The organism is Fructobacillus tropaeoli (genome assembly GCF_001047135.2).
GTDB lineage: Bacteria > Bacillota > Bacilli > Lactobacillales > Lactobacillaceae > Fructobacillus > Fructobacillus tropaeoli.
Window position 1 is genome coordinate 337229 of the sequence record NZ_DF968078.1, and the last position, 23276, is coordinate 360504.

At 43.7% G+C, this 23276-nt stretch carries 24 protein-coding genes; 3 read left to right on the forward strand and 21 right to left on the reverse strand.

Annotated elements, in window-relative coordinates; translation table 11 throughout:
• Nucleotides 1-15: 15 nt before the first annotated feature.
• The 5 genes from AOQ32_RS01660 to AOQ32_RS01680 form a co-directional block, all read right to left on the reverse strand.
• The gene (locus AOQ32_RS01660) at nucleotides 16-984 is read right to left on the reverse strand and encodes a DHH family phosphoesterase (protein WP_059393293.1); all 969 of its coding nucleotides are present in this window, start codon (nucleotides 982-984) and stop codon (nucleotides 16-18) included.
• A 100-nt stretch (nucleotides 985-1084) separates the two neighbouring features.
• Nucleotides 1085-2179, reverse strand: coding sequence for a DNA polymerase IV (dinB, locus tag AOQ32_RS01665; RefSeq protein WP_059393294.1), 1095 nt, complete (start codon nucleotides 2177-2179; stop codon nucleotides 1085-1087).
• Nucleotides 2180-2257: 78 nt separating this feature from the next.
• Complete coding sequence (gene rplS / locus AOQ32_RS01670) at nucleotides 2258-2620, reverse strand: 50S ribosomal protein L19 (RefSeq protein ID WP_047974884.1); 363 nt, start codon at nucleotides 2618-2620, stop codon at nucleotides 2258-2260.
• Nucleotides 2621-2856: 236 nt separating this feature from the next.
• Nucleotides 2857-4560, reverse strand: coding sequence for a phospho-sugar mutase (locus tag AOQ32_RS01675; protein WP_059393295.1), 1704 nt, complete (start codon nucleotides 4558-4560; stop codon nucleotides 2857-2859).
• Nucleotides 4561-4564: 4 nt separating this feature from the next.
• Nucleotides 4565-5245 (reverse strand): DedA family protein, encoded by a 681-nt coding sequence (locus tag AOQ32_RS01680; protein WP_059393296.1) that lies wholly within the window; start codon nucleotides 5243-5245, stop codon nucleotides 4565-4567.
• 579 nt (nucleotides 5246-5824) lie between these two features.
• On the opposite strand from AOQ32_RS01680, the gene AOQ32_RS01685 reads away from it, so the two are divergent.
• The 3 genes from AOQ32_RS01685 to AOQ32_RS01695 are packed head-to-tail and all read left to right on the forward strand — an operon-like array spanning nucleotide 5825 to nucleotide 7982.
• On the forward strand, nucleotides 5825-6841 hold the full coding sequence (locus tag AOQ32_RS01685; RefSeq protein WP_059393297.1) for a zinc-dependent alcohol dehydrogenase family protein: 1017 nt from the start codon (nucleotides 5825-5827) through the stop codon (nucleotides 6839-6841).
• Between the two features lie 5 nt (nucleotides 6842-6846).
• Entirely contained in the window at nucleotides 6847-7557 is a 711-nt protein-coding gene (locus tag AOQ32_RS01690; RefSeq protein ID WP_059393298.1) for a DUF6198 family protein, read from the forward strand.
• A gap of 35 nt (nucleotides 7558-7592) precedes the next feature.
• Nucleotides 7593-7982 carry a VOC family protein gene (locus tag AOQ32_RS01695; RefSeq protein WP_059393299.1) on the forward strand — a complete coding sequence of 130 codons (390 nt, stop codon included), beginning with the start codon at nucleotides 7593-7595 and terminating at the stop codon, nucleotides 7980-7982.
• 290 nt (nucleotides 7983-8272) lie between these two features.
• Here AOQ32_RS01695 and trxB read toward each other — a convergent pair whose 3' ends face one another.
• The 16 genes from trxB to yfmF all read right to left on the reverse strand — a co-directional run bounded on the left by trxB (nucleotide 8273) and on the right by yfmF (nucleotide 23266).
• The gene (gene trxB / locus AOQ32_RS01700) at nucleotides 8273-9214 is read right to left on the reverse strand and encodes a thioredoxin-disulfide reductase (protein ID WP_059393300.1); all 942 of its coding nucleotides are present in this window, start codon (nucleotides 9212-9214) and stop codon (nucleotides 8273-8275) included.
• A gap of 114 nt (nucleotides 9215-9328) precedes the next feature.
• Nucleotides 9329-10204: a UTP--glucose-1-phosphate uridylyltransferase GalU gene (galU, locus tag AOQ32_RS01705; RefSeq protein ID WP_059393301.1), complete on the reverse strand. Its 876-nt coding sequence runs from the start codon at nucleotides 10202-10204 to the stop codon at nucleotides 9329-9331.
• Between the two features lie 69 nt (nucleotides 10205-10273).
• Entirely contained in the window at nucleotides 10274-11284 is a 1011-nt protein-coding gene (locus tag AOQ32_RS01710; RefSeq protein WP_059393302.1) for an NAD(P)H-dependent glycerol-3-phosphate dehydrogenase, read from the reverse strand.
• Nucleotides 11277-12242, reverse strand: coding sequence for an HPr(Ser) kinase/phosphatase (hprK, locus tag AOQ32_RS01715; RefSeq protein ID WP_047974875.1), 966 nt, complete (start codon nucleotides 12240-12242; stop codon nucleotides 11277-11279). Before hprK ends, AOQ32_RS01710 begins: the two co-directional genes overlap by 8 nt.
• Nucleotides 12243-12245: 3 nt before the next feature.
• Nucleotides 12246-12599 (reverse strand): phage holin family protein, encoded by a 354-nt coding sequence (locus tag AOQ32_RS01720; RefSeq protein ID WP_059393303.1) that lies wholly within the window; start codon nucleotides 12597-12599, stop codon nucleotides 12246-12248.
• Nucleotides 12600-12695: 96 nt separating this feature from the next.
• Nucleotides 12696-13370 carry a phosphate signaling complex protein PhoU gene (gene phoU / locus AOQ32_RS01725; RefSeq protein WP_047974873.1) on the reverse strand — a complete coding sequence of 225 codons (675 nt, stop codon included), beginning with the start codon at nucleotides 13368-13370 and terminating at the stop codon, nucleotides 12696-12698.
• 118 nt (nucleotides 13371-13488) lie between these two features.
• Nucleotides 13489-14256 (reverse strand): phosphate ABC transporter ATP-binding protein PstB, encoded by a 768-nt coding sequence (pstB, locus tag AOQ32_RS01730; protein WP_059393304.1) that lies wholly within the window; start codon nucleotides 14254-14256, stop codon nucleotides 13489-13491.
• Nucleotides 14253-15017, reverse strand: coding sequence for a phosphate ABC transporter ATP-binding protein PstB (pstB, locus tag AOQ32_RS01735; protein WP_373299326.1), 765 nt, complete (start codon nucleotides 15015-15017; stop codon nucleotides 14253-14255). Before pstB (AOQ32_RS01735) ends, pstB (AOQ32_RS01730) begins: the two co-directional genes overlap by 4 nt.
• A gap of 85 nt (nucleotides 15018-15102) precedes the next feature.
• Complete coding sequence (gene pstA / locus AOQ32_RS01740) at nucleotides 15103-15987, reverse strand: phosphate ABC transporter permease PstA (protein WP_059393306.1); 885 nt, start codon at nucleotides 15985-15987, stop codon at nucleotides 15103-15105.
• Nucleotides 15987-16910 carry a phosphate ABC transporter permease subunit PstC gene (pstC, locus tag AOQ32_RS01745; RefSeq protein WP_059393307.1) on the reverse strand — a complete coding sequence of 308 codons (924 nt, stop codon included), beginning with the start codon at nucleotides 16908-16910 and terminating at the stop codon, nucleotides 15987-15989. The genes pstA and pstC overlap by 1 nt, the downstream gene beginning before the upstream one ends.
• Nucleotides 16911-16918: 8 nt before the next feature.
• Nucleotides 16919-17809, reverse strand: coding sequence for a phosphate ABC transporter substrate-binding protein PstS family protein (locus AOQ32_RS01750; RefSeq protein ID WP_059393308.1), 891 nt, complete (start codon nucleotides 17807-17809; stop codon nucleotides 16919-16921).
• A 177-nt stretch (nucleotides 17810-17986) separates the two neighbouring features.
• On the reverse strand, nucleotides 17987-19105 hold the full coding sequence (recA, locus tag AOQ32_RS01755; protein WP_047974867.1) for a recombinase RecA: 1119 nt from the start codon (nucleotides 19103-19105) through the stop codon (nucleotides 17987-17989).
• Between the two features lie 128 nt (nucleotides 19106-19233).
• On the reverse strand, nucleotides 19234-19812 hold the full coding sequence (gene pgsA / locus AOQ32_RS01760) for a CDP-diacylglycerol--glycerol-3-phosphate 3-phosphatidyltransferase (protein WP_059393309.1): 579 nt from the start codon (nucleotides 19810-19812) through the stop codon (nucleotides 19234-19236).
• Between the two features lie 7 nt (nucleotides 19813-19819).
• A complete protein-coding gene (locus tag AOQ32_RS01765; RefSeq protein ID WP_059393310.1) occupies nucleotides 19820-20689 on the reverse strand; it encodes a helix-turn-helix domain-containing protein in 870 nt (289 codons plus the stop codon).
• 8 nt (nucleotides 20690-20697) lie between these two features.
• Nucleotides 20698-21966, reverse strand: a complete 1269-nt coding sequence (yfmH, locus tag AOQ32_RS01770) for an EF-P 5-aminopentanol modification-associated protein YfmH (protein WP_059393311.1) — start codon at nucleotides 21964-21966, stop codon at nucleotides 20698-20700.
• Nucleotides 21953-23266 (reverse strand): EF-P 5-aminopentanol modification-associated protein YfmF, encoded by a 1314-nt coding sequence (gene yfmF, locus AOQ32_RS01775; RefSeq protein WP_059393312.1) that lies wholly within the window; start codon nucleotides 23264-23266, stop codon nucleotides 21953-21955. Before yfmF ends, yfmH begins: the two co-directional genes overlap by 14 nt.
• Between the last annotated feature and the right edge of the window lie 10 nt (nucleotides 23267-23276).

Consider the following 23276-nt stretch of genomic DNA (forward strand, 5'->3'; position numbering starts at 1 on the left):
TAAAATCCTTTAAATTTAATCGGCTTGGTTTGCCTTTAAAGCGCTATCCACCCGGTCAATCACCTTTTGGATATCCGCTTCGTTATAAGCCCAGGCACCTGAAGCCAGTGGGTGCCCCCCACCATCAAAGTCTTGGGCAATGGTATTGATGACGACCGACCGTGACCGCAAGCGGACCCGATAATCGCCATTTTCTTGTTCTTCAAAGATTGCCCAGGCCTTGACCTTGTCAATCCGTGATGGAATCGAAACCACAAAAGAAGTGCCCGCATTGCCGAGATCAAAGCTGTCAATCACATCCCGCTTTAAAATCACATAGCCAAAGCCAGATGGCAACAGGTTAATATGTTGCATCACGTAACCTGAGAATTTAACCGCATTTTCCGACAAAGTCGTCATCGCATTATAAATCTTTTGGTAGTCAAAGCCATAAGTAATCAACTCACCGGATACATCAAAAGTTTCTTTATCCAATGAATACATAAAGCGACCGGTATCACCGATGATTCCAATATAAAGGTACCGTGCGGCCTTTTCCGTCATCTTCAAGCCCTTGTCGGCCAAGGCTTGATAGAACTGATAAATCAGAACGGAAGTGGCTGAGGCTTCATCCTCCACCCACTGCCAATCACCGTAAGGTTCCACGTTGGGATGGTGGTCAATTTTGACGATTTCCAAGCCATTCCGCCAGCGTTGGTCATCAATGCGGGGGTCATTGGCTGTATCGCAAACAATGACCAGGGCCTTCTTATAGGCCGAATCAGGAATCTCATCAGCCAAAGTTTGGCCATCCCCAATCCAAGCTAAACCGGGAATTTCCTTCCCAACGGCATAAATCTTCTTTTCAGGAAAAGATGCCTGCAAAATCGCTTGCAATCCCAATTGTGATCCGTAAGCATCCGGATCAGGTCGTTGGTGACGGTGAATAATAATGGTATCGTAACGTTTAATCTGTTCTAAAATATCTTCGTGAATTTTGGCCATATGCGCCCTTTCAACTCTTATTACTATTCTTTATTATACCGTAAATTCGAAATTCGTTGTCAGGGCATTTCGAATCAGTTTAGCTCGCTGATTTGACCAATCAATCATAATCAAAGAGCGATAACGCTTGAAAGGCTTGTGGACTGACATTGGAAAAGGTTAGCCCCAGCAGGCGAATGGCGAAGTCATCTGGATACAGGTCATCAAAGATTGATTGCGCCTTTCTCGCCAAAAAATCAGGGTCAAGCTGAAACGGGTTTGCCTGTGTAATCGACCTGGTCAGCGTATTAAAGTCATCATCACGGACCTTAATATTGAGTGTCCGTCCCACTAGGTGCTTAGTCTCCATATTCGTCACGACCTTTGTCGCCAAATCCTTGAAAGTCGCCAAGACAGCCGACCGGTCGTGGAGGGGAAATTCAAAAGTCCCCTCTTTTCCAACCGACTGCCGAATGCGATGATCTTTCACCTGGCCAAAGTGCGTTGCCCGCGCTTGCCAATAAAGTTGGTCCCCGAAGGAGCCAAAGTGGACCCGCAGTTCGTCTTGGCTCAAAGCCCGTAAATCCGCACCTGTTTTAATCCCTAATTTTTCAAACTTTTCCTGTGATTTCTTACCAACACCACGAAAGTCCTTAATGGGCAATGCCGCCACGAAATCCAGCGCCACGTCGGCACCAATGACCGTTACTCCGTTTGGTTTGTGGTGTTCGGACCCAAGCTTCGCTAACACCTTATTATAGGAAACCCCCACCGAACAAGTTAGTTTCGTTTCCTGCCAGATTCTATGCCGTAACTCGGCTGCCAGCGTTGCCCCCGCCATTGGGCTTTGACTAACGTCTAAGTAAGCCTCATCAAGAGCAACCGGCTCAACCTTATCGGTGAATTCGGCAAAGACTTCATGAATCTGGGCTGACACTGATCGGTATTTATCAAAATCAGGAGCGACAAAAACAGCATTCGGGCAAAGCCTTTTCGCTTCACTTGACCCCATGGCCGAATGAACGCCGGCCTTTCTGGCAATGTAGTTGGCAGTTGCCACGACCCCATGACCATGGTGTAAATCAGGATCACGACCAATGATTAGAGGTACCTTCTTTAAGGCAGGGTTATCGCGCATTTCGACTTGAGCATAAAAAGCATCCAAATCGACGTGCAAAATTTTTCGGTCATCAACCGCTTGCAAAAATTCAGCCATGCCAGGCACCCCCTTCTTTTCAAAACTGATTTTTTTAAAAAGAAAAAGCCTCCACTATGTGGAAGCTTTTTGCCGTAATCACTTGACGTCGAGACGACGTTCCTTGATACGAGCGGCCTTTCCTTGCAATGCACGCAAGTAGTACAACTTTGCGCGACGCACGCGGCCCAAACGAGTTACTTCAATCTTGTCAACCCGTGGTGAGTGCAATGGGAACGTACGTTCCACACCAACACCAGAAGAAATCTTACGAACAGTATAAGTTGCCTGGATACCAGCACCCTTACGCTTAATAACAACTCCTTCAAAGAGCTGAACACGTTCGCGAGTTCCTTCGACAATTCGTGCGTGGACACGAACTGAATCACCAGCGCGGAATTCAGGAATATCTGTCCGCAATTGGGTTGAAGTCAACTTTTCTAAAATGTTATTTTGACGCATAGTCATTCTCCTAATCGCTAATCTTACACTCGTCCTTAGACTAACGCACAGCGGATTACCGTTAATTACGGCTTATAGCCAAAGATTAGTATAACAAAAAAGGAGGGATCCTGTAAAGGGTAATCCGAAAAATTGCCCTAACAGGATTCCTCCATGGCTTAGCCAACCTGATTTAGTCCGATAATCTATAGAAGATAACTTTATCTTTGTTTACCAGCTAAAAATCTCCATTAAAATTAAGCCTTAATCTTTTCTTCCATTACAGCTTCAAAGCTTTGCAACTTTGCATCCGCTTCAGCCTGTGAATCGGCAACAACGCCAATATAAAGCTTCAACTTTGGTTCCGTACCAGATGGACGGAGCGCAATCCATGAACCATCAGCTAACCAGTACTTCAACACATTAGCCTTTGGCTGTGGCAACTTCTTCTCTGCTCCAGCTCGATCAATTTGCGTCTGACTCGCAAAGTCTTGGGTTGCCAGAACTAATTGATCACCAACCATTTCCAACTTTTGGTTGCGGAACTTAGTCATCAAAGCAGCCATTTCTTCATGACCATTGACACCAGGGAAATCAAAGGCAACGGTCTTTTCCTCAAAGTAACCGTGTTGCTCGTACAGTTCCTTCAAACCATCAGCAAAGCTCTGGCCCTTTTCCTTGTAGTAGGCAGCCATTTCGGCAAACAAAACCAAAGCCTGGATAGCGTCCTTATCATGAGCAAATGGCTTTACTAAGTAACCAAATGATTCTTCAAAGCCGAAGAGGTACGTATAATCCTTCTTCTCTTCAAAGCGGTCAATCATGGCCGCAATATACTTAAATCCAGTCAACACGTCTAAGGTAGCAACGCCATAGCTCTTAGCAATCTCGCTAGCAAAGCGCGATGAAACAATCGACGTTACAATGGCACCATTTTCAGGCAATGTCTGATTTTTCTTCTTAGCGGCCAACAAGTAATTGACCATCAAACCGGCGATTTGGTTACCGGATAAGACTTGGTATGAGCCATCGGCCAAACGCACAGCAGCACCCATCCGGTCGGCATCAGGGTCCGTTGCCACGACCAAATCAGCTTCTTCCTTCTTGGCGTATTCAATGGCCAATGACAAAGCGGCTGGATCTTCCGGGTTGGGCTTTTTCACTGTTGGAAAGTCCCCATCGAGTTCCGCCTGTTCCTTCACGATTGTGTAGTTAGTAAAGCCTGCTTGTTGCAACGCTTTTTCACCAATATACTGACCAGTTCCATGCAAAGGAGTGTAGACAAACTTCAAGTCTGCCCCTTCTTTTTGAATCAAATCCTGGTCAACAGAAATTGTTTTAACCTCTGCCAAATAAGCATTATCCAAGTCATCATCGACTACTTGAACGTTAGCTTCTGTTTCGTCTTGTGCAATAGCAAACTCATTTTCCACCGCTGCCATTCCATCGATAACGGCCTGAACGGCTTCAGGAACCATCTGTCCACCATCAGCACCATAAACCTTATAGCCGTTATCCTGCTTAGGATTGTGTGAGGCCGTAATCATAATTCCAGCAAAGGCCTTTAAATGGCGGACTGAAAATGATAGTTCAGGTGTTGGGCGTAATGATGAGAAGCGGTAAACCTTAATCCCGTGTGCTGATAGCACGCGACTAGCCACCTGAGCAAATTCTTTTGAGTGGTGACGAGAGTCAAAGGCGATGACTACTCCCGCTTTTTTAGCAGCATCCCCACTTTGATCAATGTAAGCAGCCAATGCTTCTGTTACTAAGGCCACCATCACGACATTAATGCGGTTAGTTCCAACACCCATTTGGCCACGCATACCAGCGGTTCCAAATGGTAAGTTTTGATAGAAAGTATCTTCTTGTTCAGCTGGACTCAATTGCTTTAATTCAGCTGCTAAATCAGCAGGTAAGTCTGCCTGTTGCCAACGGGCTAAGGTATCTTGATAAGTCATTTTCTTAAAATTCCTCTTCCTTTTCTCGACTAGGTTTTGTAATTAAGCTAATAATAATTTGCCGAAACTTAGGCGACCGAATCACTGCCAGTACAAACACGACAGCAATCACGATCACAGTAATCGTCACTTCTCTTGGCAACTGTAAGTGGCCAAAATAATAACCAATTGTCACCATGGTTATTGCCCAGAGGCAAGACGCCAAAACAGACATCCGGAAGTAAGTCGCAAACCGTAACTTCAAACGGTGAGCAGATAGCGGAACGATTGTCCTGACAAAGGGAACAAAGCGGCCCAAAATAATAAAAAGCAACCAACGCTTCGGATTTAAATTAGCCGAAATCTTTTCGGCAAAATCACCGTTCACGTGGCGGGCAACCCAGGGGATTTTATCAATTTGCTTAATCACCCAAGCACCAAACCAATAATTAATTGAATCACCCATCATGGAGGCAACCGCAAAGATCACCACCAACAAGGCAAATTCAACCAACGAGTGATGACGACCCGCAAAACCCGCAGCCGTCATGACTAAAGCATCAGCCGGAATAAACCCTGTAACAATTCCCCCTGTTTCAATCAAAATCAAAAAAAACAGAATTGACAATTCAATTACGGAAAAATTGGCATTCGCAGAACTAATATGCGTCAACCAATCCGACACAGCAGCAAAAGCTAGAACCATACAGTCAGGGTACTCCTTTAGGAAAAAAGTCTGTCTGAGCATCGCTACTAGTTAACGCTTTGGGGACATGAATCTGCCCTGCCAGCTAGCAAGATACTCATGAGTCAGCAAATAATAATCAGTAGAAGTTAATCCTGATATTATCTCGATAAAATTAAGGCTAGATAAAAAACAGCCTATGTCTATCATACGCTATTTCCCCTGCTAAGTCTGCTTTCAAAGCGTAAAAATGCTAGGAATATCAAGGTAAAAGCAGGCTGATTTTTTAAACGTTCATTCGCTCAATCGCCTACTTTTTCTATCATACACAACTTTTTTAACAAATCTTATGCCAAATCAGCATAAAAATTTTTATCAAGATGTACTACAATGGTGGCGGGAAGTGGCAGAATGCAAAACCAGGCGGCCGACTGGGAGACGTTTTCTTTGCTCACTTCTTATAGTAATTAATTGTCTTTGAAAGGTACTGTTATCAATGTTTTGAAAAAGTTTTCTTTTTCACTTGACAAAAGTTTGTGCAAATATTATTATGTATGTGTAAGTTGTTACAAGGAATTATTCATTGGAGGATAACAGAACATGGAAGCCCTAGTATTAACTGGATTAAAGAAGCTTGAAAAGCAAGACATCGAAAAGCCAACATTGAAGCCTGACGAAGTTTTGATTCACACAGCCTTTGCTGGTGTTTGTGGAACTGACCACGCATTGTATGCTGGTGAACCAGGATCAGCTGATGCTGTCCCACCAATCGTTTTGGGACACGAAAACTCAGGTGTTGTTAAGGAAATCGGTTCAGCCGTTACCAACGTTAAAGTTGGCGACCGTGTTTCAGTAGACCCTAACATCTACTGTGGACAATGCAAGTTCTGCCACACTGGTCGTCCTGAATTGTGCGAACACTTGGATGCCGTTGGTGTTACTCGTGATGGTGGCTTTGAAGAATACTTCACTGCTCCTGCATCAGTTGTTTACCCTATCCCTGACAACGTTGACTTGAAGTCAGCTGCAATTGTTGAACCAATTTCATGTGCTATTCACGGTATGAAGTTGTTGAAGCCATCACCATACCAAAAGGCTTTGGTTATCGGTGACGGATTCATGGGTGAATTGTTCGTTCAAATCTTGCAGGCATACGGTATCCACCAAGTTGACTTGGCCGGAATCGTTGACGAAAAGTTGAAGATGAACAAGGACTTGTTCAACGTTAAGAACACATATAACACTGCTAAGGGTGACAAGATTCCTGCCGGTGAATATGATGTTGTTATCGAAGCTGTTGGTCGTCCAGAAACTCAAGAATCAGCTATCGAAGCTTCAGCCCGTGGTGGTCAAGTTTTGATGTTCGGTGTTGGTGGACCTGACGCTAAGTTTGAAATGAACACTTATGAAGTCTTCCAAAAGCAGTTGACTATCCAAGGTTCATTCATTAACCCTAACGCATTCGAAGACTCATTGGCATTGCTTTCATCTGGTAAGTTGAACGTTAAGCCATTAATGTCACACGAATTGACTCTAGATCAAGTTGACGATTTTGTTAACGGTCGCTTAGGTGTTGTTTCTAAGGCCGTTGTTAAAATCGGTGGTGAAGAGGCCTAAATTTTATGAATAATGCAAAGCGGACAATTTCTTGGACCGCTGCCCTCAGTTACTTTGCCTTCTCATTGGTAATTAACTCAATGGGTAACGTGCTAACAATTGTTACCAGTCAAAAAATTCATCCGTCAATTTTGGGTTCTGCCTATTGGACAGCTGCTCAAAACGGATTAAACCACTCATTGCATGGCAATAGTGCAACGCTATCCATCGTGTTCTTTGTGGTCGGTATGTTAATCGCTGTTTTGAACATGGTTTTGGAGCACCGCATTGATATCAAGCGCTTCCTTGGAAACTTAGCTTTCATGGTTCCTTTCTCGGCCTTGATTTCAGTCTTTGCAAGTGCCTTTTCAAAGCTCTTGCCAGAAGCTCATAGTTGGCCAATGGTTGCCTTCTACATTTTCTTGAACTTCTTTGGTGTTTCCTTAATTGCGATTGCCATTTCAATTTATCAGCGGACCAACATCGTTTTGCACCCTGCTGATGATTTGATGCAGGTTCTTCGATTCAAGTACTTCAAGGGTAATGCCGGTATCGCCATGTGGGTTTCTTATATCCCACCTACCATTATTGGTGTTATCGCCTTGATTATGGTTCCTGATTTTACCAACTATGGTATCGGGACTATCTTCGCCTTCCTCTTCCAGGGAAGTATTACTGGATGGGCAGACACACGTATCTTTAGCAAATTAAAGCACCAGGGAATCGCTATCGACTAAGATAGTCTCCCTCAATTGAAAGGACGGGTTATATTATGGCCTTTACTGATTATTTTGATGACATTCAACACGTTGGAATTCCAACAACCGACTTGGACCGCGCTGAAAAGTTCTGGACAAGCATCGGTTTTGAAAAGACCGGTGACTTTAAGGAAGGTGGCCCAGTTAAGTTCTTTAAGTACGGTCACCTCGTTATTGAAACGTGGTTGTCTGATGAAGGAACTGGCAAGCCCGGTTCAATCAACCACATCTCAATGAACACTTCTGATGCTGATGCAGCCTTTGTAGCAGCAAAGGAACAAGGATTGGATTTGATTGATTCAGAAGTACAATACCTTCCCTTCTGGGATAACGGTATCAAGTTCTTCAATGTTCGCACCCCAGATGGTGTAACCTTGGAATTCTGTGAAATCGTCAAGGGTTAATTCATAATTTATTCGGGAGCCTCAACTACTATTCGGTAGTTGAGGCTTTTTTGTATCTTCTATTTATGATTAACTGGCAGTTGAAAAATATCCCTTACTTTTATCAAGCTTTTAACCCCCTTTCAACGCCTTTACTTTCATACCAAGTAAAAGTACCAGTCCATCATTTATAACGCTATATATAGCGTAAATAGGACTATTAATTGCTGCCATATGAGAGAAGCACCGGGCAAAGAAAAAAGCCTGCTACCATTCGGTAACAGACTTCTTGTCATCATTTTATTTATTATTTATGCTTCTGACTTTAATTCAGCAACGTACTGGTAGGCTTCTTGACCTGCCAAGCCACCATCGCCAACAGCAGTCGTGATTTGACGTAAGTTCTTAGCACGAACGTCTCCAGCAGCAAAGATACCTGGAACGGCGGTTGCCATCTTGTCATCCGTCTTAATCCAACCACGTTCATCAGTAATTCCCAAATTTTCAAATACCTGAGTATTTGGCTTGAGGCCAACGTAGATGAAAATTCCACTTTGATCAACAACCTGATCTTCACCAGTTTGGTTGTTATGCAGCTTCAACTGTGAAACAGCCTCGCCATCACCTTCAATAGCGGTGACTTCAGTATTCCAGACAAAGTGCATGTTTTCCTGCTTCTTTGCGCGCTGCTGCAAGATTGGCTGTGCCTTTAACTTGTTATCGCGAACATAAACCGTGACGTCCTTAACCACATCAGCCAAGTAAAGTCCTTCTTCGACAGCAGAATCACCACCACCGACAACCGCAACGCTTTCACCCTTAAAGAAGGCACCATCGCAGACAGCACAGTATGAGACACCCTTGCCTTGGTATTCTTCCTCACCGTCAACACCCAAGTGGATATGTTCAGATCCAGTCGCAATAATCAAAGCAGGTGCTTGAAAATCACCCATATCAGTGTGGACCAATTTTTCATTTTTAGCTAAAACTTCCACACCAGTAATCATGCCAAATGAGTATTCAGCGCCAAACTGCGTTGACGAAGCATACATTTTTTCGGCCAAATCAGGACCCATAATGCTATTATAACCAGGATAATTTTCAACTTCGGCAGTATTATTCATCTGCCCACCATAAATCCCCTGATCAAGCATTACAGTCTTTAAGTCCGCCCGTGAGGCATAAGTAGCGGCCGTCATTCCGGCTGGGCCAGCACCAATGATGATAACATCATATTGCTTGACTTCTGTCATGATAAACGGAACCTCCTTTTTTATTATGACGTCTATTGTACCGTGAATTTGTTCTTTTGTCTAATTTTAACCAACAAAAAAGAGGTATACCACCTCTTTTGTTTTTGCTGAATTTTACAATTTAGCTGCAAGCTCTTTAATATAAGCGCGGAGCTGATCCTTTGTTTGTGGATGCTTCAAACCAAATTCAATATTGGTTTCCAAGAAACCAATCTTAGAACCAATATCATAACGGTCACCCTTGAATTCATGGGCATAAACGTGTTGACGATTATTTAATGAATCAATGGCATCCGTCAATTGAATTTCGCCACCCTTACCAGGCTTTGTTTGTTCCAATTCTTCGAAAATTTCAGGTGTCAACAAGTAACGACCAATGATTGCCAAATCAGAAGGGGCGTCTTCAGGCTGAGGCTTTTCAACGAATGACTTAACCCGATACAAACCATCTTCTTTCACCTTAGCGGCAGGATCAATCACACCGTATTCAGATACTTGATCGTGGGGAACTTCCAAAACTGCCAAAGTTGATTCACCAGTCTCGTGATAGCGTTCAATCAATTGCTTTGTCAATGGCACTTCATCTTGCATTAAGTCGTCACCCAAGAGCACAACGAATGGTTCGTCACCAATGAAATCCTTGGCTGTTAAGATGGCATCACCCAAGCCCTTTGGATGTGACTGGCGAATGAAGTACATGTTGATATCGGTCGTCTCTTCGACAACCTTCAACAATTCCAACTTGTTCTTTTCGCGCAAGTTGTTTTCCAATTCTGGGTTTGAATCAAAGTGGTCTTCGATTGAACGCTTTGACTTTCCATCGACAACAACAATGTCTTCGATTCCAGAAGCAATGGCTTCACGAACGATATATTCAATCGTTGGTGTGTCAACAATTGGTAGCATTTCCTTAGCCAAGGCCTTTGTGGCTGGCAAGAAACGAGTTCCCAAACCAGCGGCCGGGATAATGGCTTTACGTACAGGTTTCATACTTTCCTACTTTCATTAATGACGCCAAAGGCGTCGAAGTATTCTATTGCTATTATAACAAATATATGATCAATCTTCAGCTTTTAATGGACGAGTCATCAGTAATTTAATTTGCTCTTCAATCTGAGCCCCTTCATACAAGACCTGATACAAAGCAGTTGTAATGGGTAAGTCAAGCTGATGAGCCTGCTGGTATTCATAAATCGCCTTCACGGTATTCACCCCTTCAATTACCATGCCCATCTCTTCTTGGACCTGATTTAACGACTGACCCTGCCCCATGGCAAAACCAGCACGGTAATTACGTGAGTTTGGCGACATACCAGTCACAATTAAATCACCAATGCCGGCTAGTCCTAAGAAGGTCTCGGGCTGAGCCCCCATTTTTTGACCTACCGCACGCATTTCGACCAAGCCACGTGTCAGGAGGGCTGCCTGGGCATTGACGCCGTAGCCTAAACCAACGAGCATTCCAGAACCCAAAGCAATAATATTCTTTAGCGCCCCACCTAACTCTGATCCCAATAAATCATGGTTGGTATATGGTCGGAAGTTTTCACTAGCCAACGCTTCCTGCAAAACAGCCGTAGCGGCTTCGTCAGTGCCGCCAATAGAAACTGCAGTCAAATCACCCTTAATCACATCTTCAGCGTGTGATGGGCCAGAAATAACGGCTAAGGATGAATAATTTTGACTAGGAACGACCTCTTCAATCATTTGAGAAATCCGTAAGTGCGTTCCCTGTTCCAACCCCTTTGTAGCATGAGCCAAAATCACTTGTTGATCCAAATTTTGCAAAACCTCTGCTAGTTGGGTTCCAACGGAACGAATCGCCTTCGTTGGTACCACCATTAAAACAACATCGGCATCCGCTACCGCAACCTGCATATCAGCAACTGCTAATAAGTTCTCTGACAAAGTTGCGCCAGGTAAATAATGGTCATTTTGGTGGTGTTGGTTAATTTCGTCAACCTGGTCTGCACGGTGTGACCAGATATTAACAACTACGTTGTTTTCCGCCATTGTGTTGGCAAGAGCGGTTCCCCAGGAGCCAGCCCCTAAAACAGCGACTTTAGTCATGCTTCTTTGCCTCTTCGTCTTCTTTTTCATTGACTTGCATTGCGGCACTCATCCGCTTCTCAAGTGTTTCTAAGGCATCATAGCCCATGTTTTGTGTCCGGAACTTAACGGCCGCTGCATCGATAACAGAGGCAGTATTTCGTCCTGGTGTCACCGGTACAACCATCTTCTTAATTTTGACTCCGAGAATATCTAGGGTGTCATCCTCATTTCCCAAACGATCAAAATTTTCTTCGCCAATTTTACCGTTTGATAGATGAATATTAAGCATGATTGAAGCATGGGAACGGACGGAAACAGCACCATAAACCTGCTGAACATCAATAATACCAACACCACGAACTTCCATCAAGTTACGCAAAACTTCCGATGGTTGCCCAATCAAGCGTTGCTCATCTTCTTGGTGAATATCAACACGGTCATCAGCAACCAAACGCGCTTTACCCTGTTGAATCAGTTCCAAAGCGGATTCGGTCTTGCCAATTCCAGCATCACCGGTGATTAAGACTCCTAATCCGTGCACATCAATCAAAACGCCATGGACAGACTGCCGTGGTGCTAACTCGCCTCCAAGGTAGTAGGTCATGTTTGACAAAATTTGCGATGAAGTCAGGCGAGTGTTTAAAATTGGAATCTGAGCTTCTTCTGCCGCTTGCTTCAATTCATCAGCAATTGGCAAGTTAGTTGAAACCACAAAGGCCGGTGTTTGCTTGGAAGCCATTTTCCGATAAACCATCAACAACTCGTCATGGCTCATTCGGTCTGAAAAAGAAGTCTCCGTGATTCCCAACAACTGCACCCGCTCAGGAGCATAATATGTAAAGTACCCCGTCATCTCCAAGCCTGGCCTAGAAATATCTGCAGTAGTAATCACTCGATTTAAATAATCGTGACCAGCTACAATTGTTAAACGAGTGTTATCAACTAAGTCTTTAACTGTTACGGTTGCTTGCGCCATTTTTTACCTCCGCACCGAAATCTTCGTTTGACCCATGAATAAGAAATTAGCCACGGTCAACAATATTGCGACCAGCATTGCCCAACCAAAAGAGGCAAAAGCAAAGCCATGAATAATATGTGCTGTTAATTCTAGCAGCACTGTATTAATAATTAATAAAAAGAATCCCAACGAGATGATGACTAATGGTAGTGAAACAAAGACCAAGATGGGCTTGATCAAGCGATTCAATAAGGCGAGCAGCACTGCTGCCACCAAGGCGGTCGTCATATTCGCTAAAACAAAACCGTTTGGAAACAGTAACGCACAGGCCAGAAAGACAGCCATATTAATCGCCGCTTGCATGATAAAACGCATAGGCCCTCCTTTAGTAAATTTATTTCCTACCCCCTATTATAACAAAGTTCCTCATAACAAAAAAAGGAACCCGAAGGGTCCCTTTTGCTTTATCAATTAGATAAAGTAGTTATAACCTGGGTTTAATTCGATAATCTTACCCGTACGCTTATAAACAATCCATTCAGCGATGTCGGTTGTATAGTCACCAATACGCTTGATGTAACCGGCAATCACCAAATAGTCAGCTGCTGAATCAACCAATTCAGAATCTTCCTTCATTCCATTGACAGAATCAGTTCGAATCTGAGCTGCTGCATTCGACAACTGGTGGTTCTTAGTCGCGATGTTTTCAGCACCCAAGGCATCGTTCTTCACGTAGTAGCCCATGACTTCTGAAACCATTGAAGCGACCAATTCGCCCATTTCACCCAACTGCTTTTCAACAGCCTTCATGTGCTTCGTTCCCTTAACACGAATGGTTGACGTAGCAATGTTTCGTGCCTGGTCTCCCATTCGTTCCAAAACGGAAACGGCCTTCAAAATCGTCACGATTTCACGCAAATCAGTTGTTACCGGTTGGTACAAAGCAATCATTTCAAATGACTTCTTTTCCAAAGCGGCTTCCCGTTCATTGATCTTGTAATCATGATCAATAATCTTGTGGGCACCATCACGATCGTGCTTAATAAAGGATTGAACAGATTCCTGAATGGTCTTGGCAACCTGTTCACCCATTTCCGTAAAAGAAGTATCCAAATCAGCTAATTCTTCATCAAATAATCGACGCATGACAAATTCCTTTCATGTAACCTGTTTCTCTCTAATAACAGTAGGGCATTTTAAAAGCAAAGATATTTTTTGAACAGCCTGAACGATGGGCTTCACCAACCAATCATCCAGTCACTTTTTATCCAAAGCGACCAGAAATATAATCGGCAGTTTCCTTTTTCTCGGGCTCCAAGAAAATCTTACGAGTGTCCCCAAATTCGACCAAGTTTCCACTAAGGAAGAAAGCCGTCTTATCAGAAATTCGTGAAGCTTGTGATAAGGAATGAGTCACAATAATCATGGCATATTGGTCACGGAGTGACAGCAGAGTTTCTTCGATGTTATGAGAAGAAACGGGATCCAAAGCTGATGTTGGTTCATCGAGCAACAATACGTCCGGGTTTGTAGCTAAAACACGGGCAATTGAAACACGCTGTTGTTGTCCACCAGAAAGACCAAGAGCTGATTTATTCAATTCATCCTTGACTTCGTCCCAGATAGAAGCAGCCTTTAATGACTCCTCTACGGCCTGGTCCAAAGTCTTCTTATCCTTTACTCCAGCTAAACGTAAGCCAAAGGCAACGTTATCGTAGATAGAGAATGGAAACGGATTTGGCTGTTGGAAAACCATTCCAACGCGCTTACGCAAATCAACGGTATCCGTTGTTGGCGCATAGATATCCTTCCCAAGAAGGTTGAAAGACCCCGTCACAGTGACATTTTCTTCCAAATCATGCATCCGGTTTAAGGCCCGCAAGTAAGTTGTCTTACCCGATCCAGAAGGTCCAATCAAGGCAGTAATACCCTTGTTGGCAAAATCCAAATCAATCCCATGTAAGGCTTCCTTGTCTCCATACCAGAGCTTGACGTTACGAGTTTCTAAGATTGTTTCGCTTTGTTTTGTCATCCAAAATTACCTGAAATATAATCGTTGGTCAATTCCACCTTAGGACGGGTAAAGATTTTACGAGTCAAATCGTATTCAATTACCTTACCTTGGTGCATAAAGGCCGTGTAGTCAGAAATCCGGGCTGCTTGCTGCATATTGTGCGTCACGATAATAATCGTGTAGTTTTTCTTCAATTCCAGCAAAGTATCTTCAAACTGAGCAGAAGAAATTGGATCCAAGGCTGATGACGGCTCATCGAGCAACAAGATATCAGGCTTCAAGGCCAATGCACGAGCAATCACCAATCGTTGGGCTTGCCCACCTGACAATGAAAGCGCTGATTTGTTCAATTCATCTTTAACTTGATCCCACAAAGCAGCTTGCTTTAACGTTGTTTCCACAATCTCATCGAGCTGGGCCTTGGTATACTTACCACGGCGAGTCAATGGGAAGGTAATGTTGTCATAAATTGACTTAGCAAATGGGTTTGGTCGTTGGAAAACCATTCCAATGTGACGACGCATTTCATAAACATCAATATCTTGTGAGTTGATGTCCAATCCACGGTACCATATATGACCGGTAACATTGGCAACGCCATCGTTCATTCGGTTCAATGACCGCAAGAACGTTGACTTACCTGATCCAGATGCTCCAATCAAAGAGGTAATCTTGTAGCGTTCAAAACGCAAGTCCCCTTCGCTTAAGGAAAGGTTATCGCCATAACTCACTTGCAAGTTTTCGGTTGAAAGGGCAATTTCATGCTTATCATCTTCCATTGGAATGATATAGCGTTCCGGTGCCTTTTCAGGAATAAAATCTGATACTGGCTTTAATTCTTGACTCTTATCTGTCATGCTAACCTCACGATTTTGTCAACTTCTTGTAGAGAAGTGTTCCCAAGCGACGTGCACTAAAGTTAAAGAGCAATACCACGATAATCAAAACCGCTGATGCTCCCGCTGACACGAGTGACAAATCCGGCATGATTCCTTCCGAATTAATCTTCCAAATGTGCACGGCCAAAGTTTCGGCTGGTCGAAATGGTGACAATGGTGATGCCAAGTTGAATGGGTTCCAGTCACCAAAGTCCAATGAAGGTGCTGATTGACCAGCTGTAAAGATCAATGCAGCGGCTTCACCGAAGACACGTCCCGCAGAAATTACGACCCCAGTCACAACGGATGGTATCGCTGCTGGCAAGATGATGTGAATAACTGTTTCAAATCGTGAAAGACCCAAAGCCGCTCCAGCTTCACGTTGAAGATTTGGAATTTGGCTCAATGATGTTTCGATTGAACGAGTCAAGATTGGCAAGTTAAAGAATGTCAACGCGATTGCTCCAGAAATAATGGAGAAACCAAGCTTCAACTTCACAACGAAAATCAGGAATCCAAACAATCCAACAACAACAGATGGCAATGATGACATCACTTCGATTGCTGTACGAACCATTGATGTCCAAATCGTTGGCTTGGCATATTCATTCAAGTAAATAGCCGCCCCAAGAGCGATTGGGAATGAAATCAGCATGGCTAAAATCAAGAGGTAGAAGGAATTAAACAATTGAATGCCAATTCCACCACCAGCCTCAAATGACCGAGCTTGTGCAGTTAAGAAGTGCCATGACAAATGAGGCAATCCTCGAACCAAGATAAATGCCAGCATTGCTGCCAGCACCAACGCTACTGCGCCAGCGATTGAGTAAATCACGGCTGTAGCAATTTTATCAGCAGTTTTTGCTTTCATTACTTCAGTTCTCCTTTTCGACCAATCCAGCGAATCAAGAGGTTAAAGACGAGAGACATCAGAAGTAAGATCATTGCTAATGACCACAAGACGTTGTTTTGCAACGTGCCCATGACCGTGTTTCCAATTCCCATCGTCAAAACGGAGGTCAAGGTTGCTGCTGGTGAGACCAGAGAACCTGGCATCTTGGCCGCATTTCCGATTACCATCTGAACAGCCAAAGCTTCACCAAAGGCACGCGCCATTCCGAAGACGATTGCTGTCAAGATTCCTGGTGTTGCTGCCCGCAAAATCACCTTATAAATCATTTGCCAACGTGTGGCACCAATGGCCAAGGCTGATTCACGGTAATAGCGAGGAACACCCTTTAAGGCATCGACAGTCATTGAAGTAATAGTTGGTAGAATCATGACAAACAAAACAATTGTTCCTGACAAGATTCCAAGACCCGTTCCGCCAAAAATTGAACGAACGGCTGGAACCACAACGGCCAAACCAATAACACCGTAAACAACGGAAGGAATTCCAACCAACAATTCGATGACTGGTTGCATGATGCGTGCACCACGCTTCTTAGCGATTTCAGTCATGAAGACCGCTGTTCCAATCGCAAATGGTGTTGCAATAATAGCGGCCAAAATCGTTACCGCCAGAGAACCAGTAATGAGCGGTAATGCTCCAATACCTGGCTGACCCGTCTTAGGGTCAACAACACTCGGATTCCAATTCGTTCCAAAGAGAAATTTACTAACTGAAACTTTATTGGTCGTGAAGGTGGCTAACCCCCGAGTGATAACAAAGCCGAAAATCAAGATAACCACCGCAGTGATTAGAATTAAGGCAAGAGCCGAGATGAACTTTCCAAACCGGTCTTGCTTGGTTGACAACGAAGTTTTTTTAATTTTTTCGGTAATAAGATCCATTGTCTGCCTTACCCCTTCTGCTTAGCGGTAATGTTACCGTGTAGATCACGTTCAATCTTCATATTTGAATTTGAGATGTAACCCAACTTTGGCACGTATGTTTTCTGTACACGATCTGAATTAAAGAAATCCAAGAACTTAGCAACTTCACCTGTTGGCTTGCCATGTGTGTAAATGTGTTCGTATGACCAGATAGGGTAGGCCCCGTCTTCAACATTGGCATCGGTAGGTGCAACGCCATTAATGCTTGCACGAACAACATCGTTTGACTTATAAGCAAAGGCAACGTAAGAGATAGCTCCCGGAGTGCTCTTAACAATTGACAAGACCATTCCTGATGAATCTTGTTCTTGTGCAGAAGCACTCTTTTTGCCACCCATGGCCCACTTTTCAAAAGCGGCCCGAGTTCCGGAACCGGCGGCACGGTTGACAAGCACGATTGGCATGTTCTTTCCGCCCAGTTCACTCCAATTTTTAATTTTACCGGTAAAGATATCGGTTAACTGTGCCAGTGTCAAATTATTAACACCAGCTTGCTTATTAATGATTGGCGCAATTCCAACGACTGCGACTCGATGATCAACTAAATTCTTTGTATCAATCCCCTTCTTTTCTTCAGCAAAGAGATCTGAGTTCCCGAGGGAAACAGCCCCTTGCGCTATTTGCGACAGACCCGTACCACTTCCGCCACCTTGAACGGTAATGGAGACACCAGGGTGAGAACGTTGATAGTCCTCTCCGGCAGCTTCAACCAAAGGCTGCAATGCAGTTGAACCAACTGCAGTAATGGGTGCGGTGTTGGCTTGCTTGTCTCGGTTTTGATAGGCAATTCCTAAGATGATAGCAAGTACAACGACGACAGAGGCCACTATCCATGACCCGCGATGCGATCTTTGCATGATTCCTCTTCTCCCAACTGGGTGCAAAAGATTATCCTACAACAACAAGTATCTATTCCAAACTAATCCGAACAATTTGTGTGAAAATGAATCATTCACTTCAGTTAAGAACAAACACATTATAACAAAAAAAAGCGTTTTACAACGCTTTTTAATATTAATTTATTATTACTATTTCTAAATAATTGGTTCGTCAGTAAGCCCGTCGTTATCGTGATTTTCTGCACTTTTGCTATCACTTTCATCGGGACCAGCATCAACGGCTGGCTCATCGCCAATACCATAAGCATTTCGCACTTGTGTATAGATATCTTCCTTCAAAGCAGCGTGCTCAGGATCATCCAAATATTCCTTGGCCTTCTCACGACCTTGACCAATTCGTTCCCCGTTATAGGCATACCATGCACCGGCCTTATCAATAATATCTTGATCAACGGCCAAATCAAGAATTTCACCAGTTTGTGAGATTCCCTTTCCATACATGATATCGACTTCGGCAACCTTAAATGGTGGCGCAACCTTGTTTTTCACAACCTTGACCTTTGTCAAGTTACCGGTAACATCGGAGCCATCTTTAATTTGAGTTGACCGACGGACTTCCAAACGAATTGTCGAGTAAAACTTCAAAGCGCGACCACCGGGCGTTGTTTCGGGGTTTCCAAACATCACGCCGACCTTTTCACGGATTTGATTGATGAAAATGGCAATCGTTCCAGTCCGGTTCAAAGTCCCAGCTAACTTTCGTAAAGCCTGAGACATCAACCGTGCCTGCAAACCAACGTGGGCATCCCCCATTTCACCTTCAATTTCCACACGAGGAACCAAGGCAGCCACGGAATCCACTACAACCATATCAACGGCACCAGATTGAACCAAAGCATCGGCAATTTCCAATCCCTGTTCACCCGTATCTGGCTGTGACAATAGTAGTTCATCTTTCTTAACACCTAAAGCTTCAGCGTACTTCACATCTAAAGCGTTTTCGGCATCGATATAGGCAGCCGTGCCACCATTTTTTTGAATTTCAGCTACTGCATGCAGGGCAATTGTCGTCTTACCTGATGATTCAGGCCCGTAAACTTCAATAATTCGTCCCTTTGGATAACCACCAACGCCTAAGGCCACATCCAATTTGACGGACCCAGATGGCGAAGTTTCTACCTGCGTTAAGGCGTTATCGCCCAACGTCATGATGGAACCCTTTCCAAAGTTTTTTTCAATTTTCTTCAAAGCCTCATTTAAGGCAGCCTGACGGCCATCCTTCTTGTTATCATCGCTTGTCTTTTTTGCAACCATGCTTGATACTCCTTCAATGTCTATCAACAGTGTACGGACTTTTTCAACAAAATGCAAGGACTTTTGCGAACATTTGTTCGTATCATTTTCGACCTTATTTTATTGGACGAAAAAAGCGCTTAAAGCGCTTATAGTCCGTCTGCAAAAACCGAGCGGCTTTTCCAGAAATATTCGATTCCTGAATAAATTGTAAAGAAAACGGCAATATACAAGAGCACTTGACCGATTGGAAAATCAACAAGGGCAAATGGCCAATCCTTTAAGTAGAGGAAGAAGATGGCAAACATTTGGGAAAAGGTTTTAATTTTGCCAGGCCAAGCAGCAGCCATGACCGTGCCGTTATTTTCAACAACTAAGGTGCGCAAACCGGTCACCGCGAGTTCTCGAATAACAATCACTGCTGTGACCCAGGCAGGAACCTGGTGAAAAGCAGTCAGGTAAATCAAGGCAGTCATGACCAACAGCTTGTCAGCTAATGGATCAAAGAATTTACCGAAGTTGGTTACTAAGTGCTTTCGACGAGCAATTTGCCCATCTAAGAAATCAGTAATACAAGCAACGGCAAAGACAATGGCTGCCAGGACCCATGAAAGGGTCAAGTCTAAATCAGTATTCACAACTGCTGAGCCTTTTGAAAAAATCAAAAGGAGCATGAAAACTGGAATCAGGATGATTCGAAAGACCGTTAGTTTATTTGGTAGGTTCATTTTGTTCTCACTTATTCAAATTCAAGACAACGTTCCAAGTGGTTGGAGCAGGGTTCGTTGGCAAGTTTGGTAAATCAATGTGTTGGTTGTTAATCGTTAAGTTGACGTGGCTAACCTGTGAAACTTGAATATTCACAATCGCCGTATTTGCTGGAATTTCAACGCTCTTTTCATCAGTTTGGTTCAACCAAGCGTTGTATAAGACCTTACCGGTTCCATCAGTTACCTTAAACATCGAACCACCATTTTGGCCTTTAGCAACAATGGTATGTGTATTGGCCAATTGTCCGCCAACAGTATAGGTGGTTGTCAACTGAGCCGTGTTCGTGGTTGCAGTTCCGAGGTTAATACCACCGTTAGCACTTGAAGAGGAAACCACTGATGACGATGATGATTGTGGTACCGATGACGATGCAACCTCAACTTGGTTGCCACCGTTAGATGAATTAGAGCCTGAACTTGCCCGTGTTACCACAAACCAGGCAACCAGCAAAATGGCAACAACGATAATTGCTATCCAAATTCTTGGGATAAAACCACGAAAACGTGATTTAAAGGCCTCTGAGTTATTAACCCCTGCTCGAACGACACCATCTTCATCACGGTGTGCATGAGATAAATCACTAGTCACCTGTGGGTCAAATTGAACTTCATCAAAAAGGTCATCAGGGTTTAAACCGACAGCTTCAGCAAATTGCTTAGCAAATGCCCGAGCATAAAATTGACCAGGTAAGACATCCTGGTCACCATCTTCAATCGCTTGTAAGAAACGGGGTTGAATTTTGGTCATTTCGGCCAATTGGTCGATTGTATAACCCTTTTCCAATCGTGCTTCTCGTAACTGTTGACTAACTTCACTTGCTAAATATTCAGCCATTTTTTCTCTTACTTTTCTAATACTAAGCGAGTCAAACGACCACCTTCAAAAAGCCGTTTGCCGCACTGGACAACATCATCTAAGCAAAAACGTGTTATTATGTTCATTTTATCAAATAGTGATACCCCATACAAGGCTAAATCCTCGTCTAAACCAAGGCGATCCGGGCGATTTTGACTAGCCAAAGTTTGCCCAGCCAAAGCTTTTTGCAACCGGGTAAAATCAGTCTGACTTTCAGCTAAAATGGCGGGTGCTTCTGCTAGTCTTTTCAGCAAATATTCTTGAACATGGTCTTGATTTTCACCATCTGCAAAAAACGTTAAATACTGGTATGGGCCAAAATTACTATACTCATAATCAAAATCATCACCAAAGATTCCTTTTTCATAAGCGTCTTGGAACCACACCGTTTGATCACCAAATACTAAGTCCAAGGCCAGTTCGCCTAATAGGATTTCTTTAACACGTTCAATTCCTGAAATATCCTCAGGACGACTTGGTAAGCGAAAACCATATGCCCCTTTTTCTAGCGATAATCCTTGCTTCTTTTGTGCTACAAAGGTCACCTGTTTTGCTAAATCTTCTTTTGGTACCAAAACAGTTTCTGTCTGACTACTGATTTGTTCTTGTTGCTCTTTAATAAAAGCGATTAATTCATTGATACCAAAGTCGCCAACAACGGTTAACACTAAGTTTTGAGGCTGGTAAAAGCCAGCATGAATTTGATAGAGCAAATCAGGAGTAATTTCTTGCAGACTGTCCTTGGTTCCTGCAATGTCTTGGCTTAACGCTGATTTGGGGTACAGTAGTCCAATAATTCCCTGATACAATTGCCAAGCCGGATCATCCTGATAAAGCTTAATTTCTTCCTCAATAATCCCCCGCTCGCGAACGACTTTTTCTTCCGTGAAATAAGGATCTTGGACAAAATTCATTAGCCAAGCCAAATTTTCTAGGATTTGGCTAGTGGCAGTAAAATAATACGTTGTTTGGTTTGGTCCAGTAAAAGCATTGGCATCAGCCCCCAGCTCCGTAAAGCGAATTAAAGCGTCACCATCTTTTTTGTCAAAAATCTTATGTTCTAGAAAGTGTGCAGTGCCGGAGGGAATTGTAACTTGCTGGTTATCAGCAACCCTCATCGCCGTCGTTAACGAACCAAAACGAGCAGTCAAAGCCGCCAAAAATTGGTGGTAACCCGGTTTTTTAATCAGATTAACCGTCAGGCCCTCTTTCGTTTGAAAAACAAAGGGCTGTTCTTCATGATTATTTGTTTCCAAAAGATTCCCCCTTTTCCCCAGGCGCCAGAACAAAGCGGCTTTGCAAGATTAAGTCCTTGGCAACAGCCTGCACATCAGCTACTGATACGTGATCGATTGCGGCTAGAAAATCAGTAGTACCCTCTTTGGCCTGACGCAAGAAACGACCAGCCTGACGAACAGCCAGGTAGGTCTGGGAATCTTGGCGAATTAAGTACTCATTTTTCAAGCTTTGCTTGGCATTTTCAAGCTTTTCTACTGTAATCTGGCCTGCGGCCAATGTCTTCAGTTGCACCTGAATCAGGTCTTCAACCAAGTCAACCTGGTCGAAATCAAAACCAGCAACAACGGTCAAAATCGCTAAGTCCGGCTGAAAGCGCGACGAAATATTATAAGCTAAACTATTTTTTTCTCGGACCTCAGTAAAAAGCAGACTAGCTGGGCTAGCACCAAAGATTGTGTTCAACACCAAAGTTGCATAATAACGTGGACCATTATCGTGTAGGGACAGACCCTCCACCTGAAAATTTTGCACCAAAACTGCCTGTTGCCAATCTACCTTTTTTACAAGCTTTCTTTGACCGGCAGCTAACAACTGAGGAATCTGCGCTGAATAGTTCTGGTCAACACCACTCTTTTCCTCGCGACCAATATCAGCCCAAGGCCAAGCAGACAACTGCTTTGTCAATTGATCAAACTCCAAGTCCCCAACAACCGAAATCACAACTTGGTCTGTCGCCAATAACTCTTGCTGTGTTTGCAAAACGTCCTTTAAGGTCAATTGGTCCAATTCCTCAATCGAGCCTAAGATTGATTCCCGGACAGCAGCATCGGCAAAGGTTAATTCGCGAGCTTGGTCCAAAGCAAAGGCCACCTTATCATCCTGGCGACTTAAAATCGCTTGCTTCAGGTTCTGCCGCTCCTGATTAAACGTTGTTTGGGCTTGGTCACTTTCCCAATCAAAATCAAAGAGCATTGCTTGCAAAAAGTTTAAAATTTGCTCCAAAAGCTGATTTGAATTTGGTAACAGACCCGGTTTGATAAATTGAATCGAAACCGTTAAAAGGTCCAAATCGCCGAGCGTTGCCACCTTTGTTTGAAAGTTAGCCCCAAAGGCATCAATCATTGCCAAAGAAACCGCTCGTTGGTCTGGAAACGCCTTCGAAGAGACTGCCATCAAGTAGGACAAGAGCGCCCGTTTAGTCGCAATGGCCTTCTTAGCCTTCGTCGCGAAGGTCACATTAACATGGATTGTTTTAAATTGCTTTGTTGGCTGGTAAGCCAGCTGGACGCCAGGCGCCACCATCGTCTTTTTTATCATATAACCATCT